Source organism: Mesorhizobium sp. M1A.F.Ca.IN.020.06.1.1, from assembly GCF_004023265.1.
In the GTDB taxonomy this organism is placed as follows: domain Bacteria; phylum Pseudomonadota; class Alphaproteobacteria; order Rhizobiales; family Rhizobiaceae; genus Mesorhizobium.
The window spans coordinates 1-8,064 of sequence record NZ_RZSR01000179.1 but is presented as its reverse complement, the minus strand read 5'-3'; the positions used below and the strand labels follow the sequence as shown (position 1 = coordinate 8,064).

The window sequence follows — 8,064 nt, the reverse complement described above, 5'->3', positions numbered from 1 at the left end:
CCGATAACCTGCCTCGATCAGGTGCTCGGTGGCAGCGCGGCCACCGTCGAAATGCGAGAAGCCGACCAGCATATCGACCGGATCGTGTCCGGTTTCCATCACTTGCACCACCGGGCAGCCGGCCGTCTCCAGCAGCTTTCGCGACTGCGGCGTCTGGTCGATGCCGGCGACGATAAGCGCCGCCGGGCGCTGCGAGGCGAACAGCTGCAGCAGCCGCTCCTCTTCCAGGCCCGAATAGTGGGTATTGCCCATCTGGATGCGGAAAGGGCTGTCCGAAAGACTGTCATAGATGCCGCGCACCACTTCGGCAAAGACATTATTGGTGAGCGACGGCACCAGCACGCCGAAGACCTCCGCGCGCGCCGAAGCCAATGCGCGCGCATTGGGGTCCGGGATGTAACCGAGCTCGTCGACGGCGACCTGTATCTGCCGGCGCAGATCTTCCGAGACCCGCCCAGGCTCGCGCAGCGCACGCGACACGGTGATGGCGCCGACGCCCGCCTTGCGCGCCACATCGGCGATGGTCGGGCGGCCGCCGCCGCGCCGCGAGCGCGGCCTTGTCACCGCCTTGTCCTTTTTGCACGAAAGGAGCGCAGCGGCGAGTTGACGATCAACAGTTTAGCCACAGCAACCATGTTTCGCAGCCCGTCCCATTCCGGTTGGGTCGCGCAGGCCATGGCCGTTGTCAAGCCGACGAATATTGGTTCAGCCGACCCCCGGCAGAGGCGATAAACCCCCCAGGTCAATGCCTCGGTCGTCAGACCGCCCTCGCCTGATCGGCCGTAAGCGCCTGCTCCCGCGTGCCGGAGACGATGATCTCAAGGACCTCGTGCTCGTCGGTGTTCCTGACATGACGGTCGCCGACATTCTCGCCGCGCTTGAGTACCATGACACGGTCGCCTACGGCGAAAATGTCGACCAGCCGATGCGAGATGATGATCTGGGCAACACCCTGTCTTTTCAGTTCCAGCATGGTCTCGAGGAGCCGCGCGGTCGCCATCACCGAGAGATTGGCGGTCGGTTCGTCGAGGATCACGACGCGTGGCTCGAACGAAATCGCGCGGGCGATCGCCACGGATTGCTGGCGACCGCCCGACAGGCTCTCGACCTTCTGGAAAACGGAGTTCACGTCCACCTTGAGCCGCTTCAGCACGCTATCGGCTTCCGCGTACATCTTGCGGCGATTGACGAAAGGGCCTTTGCGCGGCCAGCGGCCGAGAAAGATGTTCTGGCCGACATCCATGTTTCCGCAAAGAGCGAAATCCTGGTAGATCATCTCGATGCCCGCATCGCGGCTCTCATGCGGACTCTTGAAGTGCACCGGTTGACCGGCGACGAGGATTTCGCCGGCGTCGCGCTGATAGGCGCCGGTCAGGATCTTCATGAGCGTCGACTTGCCGGCCGAGTTGTCGCCGACCAGTCCAAGGATCTCTCCGGGATAGAGCACTAGATCGACTTTCCGAAGCGCCTGAACGGCACCGAAGGCTTTTTCGATGCTTCGCATTTCCACGATCGGTTGAGGCAACGCAGCATCAGGCATGAATGGTTTCCCGGGTTCGTGCGCCTCGCGCGAGGCGGGCTCGCAGGCGACCGAAGATATTGGCCTGGCGCACCCAGATGTCGATCAGCACCGCGACAATGAGGATGACGCCGATGAAGACATTGATCCAATGCTGCGGCATGCTGAAGCCCTGGACATTGAGCTGCAGGAGGGCCCTAACGAGTGTGATCACGGCTGCACCGGCCAGAGAACCCAGCATGGTGCCGTAGCCGCCGAAGATCGACCCGCCGCCGATTATCACCGACGCGATGGCGTCGAGTTCGCGGAACTGGCCTGCAACGGGGTTGAAGCTTCGGAAATAGGCGACGTTGATGATCCCGGCCATCGTCGCGCAGAACGCCGCCAGCATGAGCGAGATGAAGCGCGCCCGGTTGGTGTTGATGCCGGCATAGGCGGCGGCGCGGATGTTGCCGCCGGTTGCATAGACCTTTTGCCCGAACGGCGTGTAGGCGAGCACGACACCGGCAATCCCGGCGACGAAGATCATCCAGACCGTCTGCACGCTGACCACCTCGGCCAGTGTTCTGAGGATGCCATCCGGAAGCACGATGCTGAAGTAAAGGAGGATGTCATTCACCTTGCGGCCGAGCAAATTGTAGCCCTCCGGCCAGCCGGTAAGCTGCTGCCCGGCGACGAACCAGGCCGCGAGGCCGCGGGCGATGTAGAACATGCCAAGCGTTGCGATGAAGGCCGGCAGTTTCAAGCCAACGGCGACGACAGCGTTGACGAGGCCGGCAAGCATTCCCGCAAGGAGGCCCATCGCGACAGCGGTGACGGGGTCGGCGCCCAGGACCTTCAGGAAATAGGCCGCCGCGCTGCCGGCGAGCGCCAGGACGGCTCCGACGGAGAGGTCGATATCGCCGGCCGCGATGACGTAGGTAAGCCCGACCGTGATCAGCGCCAGTTCCGTATAGTTGAGCAGGATCGCGAAAGTGTTGGACAGGTTCCACCAGTAATCCGGCCTGAGGAAAAGGCCCGTGAGCCACAGCACCACTGTCAGGATGACGGCGAGGGCATCGCGCCGGGCGAGGAACTTGCCGAACCCCGTTGCCGACAGTGCGATGTCGGTCGCCATCGCGCCCTTGGTCACCACGCCCTCGAGCGCGACCCCGCCGATCTCGAAGGCCGGGGGCGGCGGCCTGCCGCGCAGCCATGCCCAGAGGCGCGCCGCGACCTGGCGGCGGATGAGATAGGGTTCGATCAGCACGGCGATGACAAGCAGCAGTCCGAGGAAGACCGGAACCGCGCCCACTGGCAGGGAGTAGACGGCGTTGACCGTCACCTCCTCCTCGCCGATCTTGATGGTGCGCGTGATCGGCAAACCCTCGCGCAGCACCTTGTCGAGCAGAACGACCAGCGTGGCGCCGAGGCAGGACCCGGCGACGCGGCCGCGACCGCCGAGAATGGAAGCGCCGCCGATGATCACCGCGGCGATGACGGTCAGTTCGCCGCTGACGCCGTAAAGCGGGGTCACGCCCTTGTCCTGAGCGGCCGACAGGAGGCCGGCAACAGCGGCGCAGAGCGACGAGAGCAGATAGGCACGGATCCGCACCCAGTTCGTCGGTATGCCAGCATAGACTGCTGCCTGCTCGTTGCCGCCCGTCGCAAAGGTTTCGTAGCCCCAGCGAGTGTTGGCGAGCACGTAGGCGCCGATCACGGCAACGACCGCGAAGATTGCGATCTGGTTGTTGAAGCCGAAGACGTTCGTCTCGCCGAGATGGAAGAAGAGCGGGGCCTCCTTCGCTTTGCCTGGATAGTAGATCGCCTGACCGTGCGTCAGGGCGAGGACGAAGCCGCGGCCGATCAGAAGCGTGGTCAAGGTGGCGATGAACGACGGCACTTTTAGGATGGTAACGAGCACGCCGTTGACGAGGCCGATCACCATGCCAAGAAGGACGCAGACGGTCACCGACGTGACGATGCCGAGATCGGCGAAGCTTGGCGCGAACAGCCTCGCAAAAACGACGGCCACCAGGCCGTAGATGGAACCGACCGAAAGGTCGAGGTCCTTGTTGATGATGACGAAGGTCATTCCGACGGCGATGATGGCGACCCGCGAGGTATCGCGAAGCAGTGCATGGAACGCCTCCGGCGAGCCGAAGAACGCCGGATTGACGGCAGCGCCGGCGAGATAGATCAGCGCCAGCAGGGCGAGCAATCCCATTTCCCAGCCGCCGACGAGCTGGGATGGAAGGCGACGAACGAGAGCTTCAGCGGGCATTCTTTGATAAGGGGTTCCGATGGTCGAAACGCGCGGGAGGATACCAGCCCTCCCGCGCCGGGTTCAGTGGCGCTTTGACATTCAGTTCTCGAAACGCTTGCCGACCTTTCCAACGGTCTCCTGCGTCACGAGTTGGGCGCGCGTGTCGAGATTGGCGGCCGCGATGCCGCGATCGATCTGCAGATAGAGTTGCATGACCGGATAGAAGCCCTGCAGGAAGGGCTGCTGCCCGAGCGCGCCGGTCAGGTCGCCGCTCTTCAACGCATCCTGCTGCGCCGGACCGAGGTCGAACCCATAGGCGCAGATCTTGCCGGTCTTTCCGGTTTGGGCGACGGCCTTGGCCAGCGCTGGCGTGAACACGTTGTTGCCGGCGAAGGCGCCGACAACGTCACCGCGCGACTCGAACAGCGTCACGATACCGTTCACCGGATCGTTCGGATTGGTGTCGATGCCGGTGTTCTCGGGACCTGCGTCGACCTTGAAGGCCTCGAGCTTGCCGGCATCCTTCAGGCCTTTGACGATCGCGTTGAAGGCCGCGGTGACGCGATTGTTCACCTCGATGTTGCCCATCGCGGTCGATGACGGCAGAACGATCGAGCCCTTCTCGATACCCTTGTCCGCCAGGCACTTGACGAGTGCCTCGCCGGCGATCGCCGCGGCGGAGGCGTCCTGACCGGTGTGGCTGATGCCGCTGCGGTCGAGGATCGTGCCGTCGAAGGAATTGGTCGTTGCTACCGGTATGCCCTTGGCCGCGGCAGCCTTGACGATGTCGTTATAGGCGCCGACCTGGGGCGTTGTCATGATCAGCCCGTCGATCGTCGGATCCTGCACGATCTGATTCAGGATTTCGATCTCGCGGGCCGGGTCGTCGGTCGGAGATTCCGAGCCGAGCAGCAGTATCTTGGCGCCGATCAGATTGCCGGCGGCGGTTGCGCCGACATAGACTGGATCGAAGAAGCCGTTGCCGGCCGTATGTGTGACGATGGCGAAGGTGAGATGGCCATCGGCCGAATGGAAATCCTTGGTGGTGGGGGCTTCCTTTGCGGCTTCCTCGAAGCTGTAGCCGCCGACTGCTTTCTCGACGCCGCCGGACTGCGCGAAGGCGGAGGGCACGCCGAGCAACAACGCCGCGGCGGATGCCGCGAGCGGGAAAGTACGTCTCATGATTATCCTCCCTTGCATTCAACGGGCGGAAGCCGTTCGAGCGCATTTATTCAGGAGATTTTCCGACTGCTTCCTCCCACTTTCGCAATATTCCGCCCAAAGCCTTTCCAAGTAAATAGCCTGCTGCACCCAGTATTCGGGCGCGACGCCATACGAAAGAGCACGGACGAGTATCACCTGACCCCTACCTTTGCGCCGGTAGACAAGCTTGCAATGGCCAGGGTTGCCGGCGGAAATCAGGCCGGCGCTTCCGCGCCTCGCCTCGCCTTCCACATAAGCAGCAAAATCGCCGCGAGATTGACCAGGTTCCAGGCGATGCCGTTGAGGAAGGCGGCGGCATAGGAGCCGGTTAGATCGTAGATCCAGCCCGACATCCAGCCGCCGACGGCCATGCCGAAGATCGTCGCCATCAGGACGATGCCGACGCGCTGGCCGGCTTCTTTGGCCGGCATGTAGTCGCGCACGATGATCGCATAGCAGGGAACGATGCCGCCTTGCGAGAGGCCGAACACCAGCGACACCACATAAAGCGAAGCCAGCCCGTCGAAGGGAATATAGAACAGCAGCGACAAGCATTGCAGCGCCGAACCGATGATCAAGGTTTTCACCGCGCCGATGCGATCGGCGAGGAAACCTGAGCCAATGCGGCTGACAACGCCCGCCGCCAGCATGATCGACAACATGTCGGCGCCGCGCGCGACGCCGTAGCCGAGATCCATGCAATAGGCGACGATATGCACTTGCGGCATCGACATCGCCATGCAGCAGCCGAAGCCGGCAATCACCAGCAGCATCTGCAACGCCGCCGGCGACAGCGAGATTGGCTGCGTCGGCCGGCTTCCCGGCGAGCCATGGGTGGCTTCGCGCGGCGCGCCGCGGCGCAGCATCAGCACCAGCGGCACCATGGTAGCGAGGCAGAACATGCCGATCGCGGCATAGGTGAACCGCCAGCCTTCGCCTTGCATGACATAGGGCATCACCGTCGGCCAGACTGCTCCGGCAAGATAGCTGCCGGATGCGGCCGCGGTCACCGCGACCCCGCGGCGCCGGTCGAACCAGTGCGAGATGTCGGCGATCAACGGGCCGAAGATCGCCGATGTGCCGAGTCCGATCAGAAGCCCCTGGACAAGGCTGAACGCAACGATCGAGCTGGTCAGCGAGGCGAGCAGGAAGCCCGCGCCGAGCGCAATCGCAGAGACGAGCGCCGGGATCCAGTAACCCATGCGGTCGATGGCGCGTCCGACCAGCATATTGCCGGCGGCGAAGCCGACCATGGTCGCGGTATAAGGCATTGAAGCCGCGGCCCTGTCGACGCCGCATTCGGCCTGCACGGCGGGCAGAACGACGACCACCGCCCACATGCCGGCGCCGCCGATCGTCGACAAAAGCATCGAGACGCCGAGCCGTACCCATGCATAGGCGCTGTCGATGCTGGGGCCATCTGCCCGGCTGGAGACGGTTGTCGTCACACCTTTCCTGTCCGCGCTTGTTGGTGATCGGGCGGTTTCCACCCCAAGTATCGGCGATTCCCGGTGCCGAGCAGCGCCACAAGGGACAAATCCGTGGCTCCAGAAATCGGGAACCGGCCATGCCGCCCAGAGTTTTTGCCCCAAGAGAGCGTTGTGCCCAAGGGGAGTTGTGCCCCAGGAAGGAGGTTCGCCATGACCGCCAGGAAAAAATGGTCGGCCGAAGTGACCGCGCACAGCGATGCGCTGGATCTCGAGGAGCACATTTTCGAATCCGACGATGCCAAGAGGATCGCCACCTCGCTGAAGCGCTCGGCTGAGCACAGCCATCGCCGCAAGGCTGAGCCGTTCCGATCCGCGATGTCGATGCTGAATTTCTACATCAACCGCGCCGGCAGGAACCTGCCGGAGAAGCGCAAGCGAGTTCTGGAAAAGGCCAAGGACGAGTTGCGCGTCGCTTTCGGGCGCGAGAAGGAAGACTAAGGACTTGTCGAGGTCGGACCGGGCCTCACCCGGGTATCGGTAGGCCTTAGCGCGAGCGGATGACGTCGTCGGTATTCGCGAGCAGCTTGCGCACGGCGTTGCGCGCAGCATCCGGCCGCTGCAGCCGGATGTTCCTCTCGATCGCTTCGTGCAGTTTCTGGGCGTGCTGCAGGTCGTCCAGCTCGCGTGTCGTATAGGCGAAGAGATGATTGAAGGCGGATTCGATCAGGACGCCCAGGGGCACCAGGAGATCGTTGCCGGAGGCCCTGAGAATGGCCAGGTGGAAGCGGGTGTCGGCGCGCGTCCGCTCCTGCAGATTGGTCGCCTCGCCCATCTCGCGGCAGGCCTGGCTGATCTCGGCCATCTGCTCATCGGTGCGCCGCATTGCGGCAAAAGCCGTCGCCTCGGGCTCGATGATGTGGCGGAATTCCTGCACCGTCTTCAGGAAGACTTCACGGTCCGGCGACGTCGCGTACCAGGAGAGCACGTCGCGGTCGAGCAGGTTCCAGCGCTCCTTCGGCTCAACCCAGCTGCCGATTTTCGGACGTGATGCCAGAAGGCTCTTGGCCATCAGCATCTTGATCGCCTCGCGCACCGCCGAGCGGCTGACGTCGAAAGTCTCCGACCATTTGGCCTCGTTGGGCAGGATGGTGCCCGGCGGGTAGTCGCCGCGCACGATCCGAAGGCCGATTTCGCTGGCCAGCGAGGTATGCACGCTGGCGCCAGGGATGCGCGGCGCGTCCGGCCGGCGAACGCCAGCCATACGCTCGGCGGATGCCGCTTTCGTCGGCCTTTTTTCGTTGTTCGGCTTTGCGTCCCGCATATGCCCAGAAAGTCCGGTTTTCAGAAGCTGTCAAGCGCGGCAAGGCCGGCTTTGCCGCCAGACGCCGCGCTGTGCACAGCTCAACCTATGTTTGTCGGCCCTCACGCTGTTTTGACGTATTTGCGCCAGCTGTGTTCGGGGCGGAAGCCGAGCACGTCCCGCGCCTTGCGGTTGGACAGCAGCGTCTCGAATTCACCGAGCTCGGCTTTCACCGGCACGCCTGGATAGAAACGCTTCAGGAGCTCGGCCGTCGGCAGATCGGACGAGGTCTCGTCATTGGCAGCGTTGAACACCTGGTAGCCCAGCCCATCCTTCTCGATGGCGCGCAAGGCGATCTGGCCGAGAT

The 8,064-nt window shown here is 63.6% G+C and carries 7 protein-coding genes and 1 pseudogene; 1 reads left to right on the top strand and 7 read right to left on the bottom strand.

Annotation, left to right across the window (positions count from 1 at the left end; translation table 11 throughout):
- From EOA60_RS10765 to EOA60_RS10745, 5 genes are all read right to left on the bottom strand, one after another.
- Positions 1–564, bottom strand: a 564-nt coding sequence (locus EOA60_RS10765) for a LacI family DNA-binding transcriptional regulator (protein ID WP_164899258.1), incomplete at its 3' end; no start/stop codon positions are given.
- Between the two features lie 193 nt (positions 565–757).
- On the bottom strand, positions 758–1,540 hold the full coding sequence (locus EOA60_RS10760; protein WP_066990523.1) for an ATP-binding cassette domain-containing protein: 783 nt from the start codon (positions 1,538–1,540) through the stop codon (positions 758–760).
- On the bottom strand, positions 1,533–3,782 hold the full coding sequence (locus tag EOA60_RS10755; protein ID WP_095824965.1) for an ABC transporter permease: 2,250 nt from the start codon (positions 3,780–3,782) through the stop codon (positions 1,533–1,535). Before EOA60_RS10755 ends, EOA60_RS10760 begins: the two co-directional genes overlap by 8 nt.
- 81 nt (positions 3,783–3,863) lie before the next feature.
- Entirely contained in the window at positions 3,864–4,946 is a 1,083-nt protein-coding gene (locus tag EOA60_RS10750) for a substrate-binding domain-containing protein (protein ID WP_095802325.1), read from the bottom strand.
- 236 nt (positions 4,947–5,182) lie between these two features.
- Positions 5,183–6,415: an MFS transporter gene (locus EOA60_RS10745; RefSeq protein WP_245502542.1), complete on the bottom strand. Its 1,233-nt coding sequence runs from the start codon at positions 6,413–6,415 to the stop codon at positions 5,183–5,185.
- A gap of 192 nt (positions 6,416–6,607) precedes the next feature.
- Here EOA60_RS10745 and EOA60_RS10740 point away from each other — a divergent pair, with 192 nt between their 5' ends.
- Positions 6,608–6,895: a DUF3175 domain-containing protein gene (locus EOA60_RS10740; protein ID WP_066992279.1), complete on the top strand. Its 288-nt coding sequence runs from the start codon at positions 6,608–6,610 to the stop codon at positions 6,893–6,895.
- A gap of 46 nt (positions 6,896–6,941) precedes the next feature.
- On the opposite strand, the gene EOA60_RS10735 is transcribed toward EOA60_RS10740, so the two are convergent.
- Positions 6,942–7,718: a FadR/GntR family transcriptional regulator gene (locus EOA60_RS10735; protein WP_095779401.1), complete on the bottom strand. Its 777-nt coding sequence runs from the start codon at positions 7,716–7,718 to the stop codon at positions 6,942–6,944.
- A gap of 101 nt (positions 7,719–7,819) precedes the next feature.
- Positions 7,820–8,064: pseudogene (locus EOA60_RS10730) on the bottom strand (NAD(P)-dependent oxidoreductase); the annotation flags it as partial.

What these genes read in the sequence shown, in the direction of transcription:
- EOA60_RS10750 (WP_095802325.1), bottom strand. Translation starts at nt 4,946, where the DNA reads ATGAGACGTACTTTCCCGCTCGCGGCATCCGCCGCGGCGTTGTTGCTC.
- EOA60_RS10735 (WP_095779401.1), bottom strand. Translation starts at nt 7,718, where the DNA reads ATGCGGGACGCAAAGCCGAACAACGAAAAAAGGCCGACGAAAGCGGCA.
- EOA60_RS10755 (WP_095824965.1), bottom strand. Translation starts at nt 3,782, where the DNA reads ATGCCCGCTGAAGCTCTCGTTCGTCGCCTTCCATCCCAGCTCGTCGGC.
- EOA60_RS10760 (WP_066990523.1), bottom strand. Translation starts at nt 1,540, where the DNA reads ATGCCTGATGCTGCGTTGCCTCAACCGATCGTGGAAATGCGAAGCATC.
- EOA60_RS10740 (WP_066992279.1), top strand. Translation starts at nt 6,608, where the DNA reads ATGACCGCCAGGAAAAAATGGTCGGCCGAAGTGACCGCGCACAGCGAT.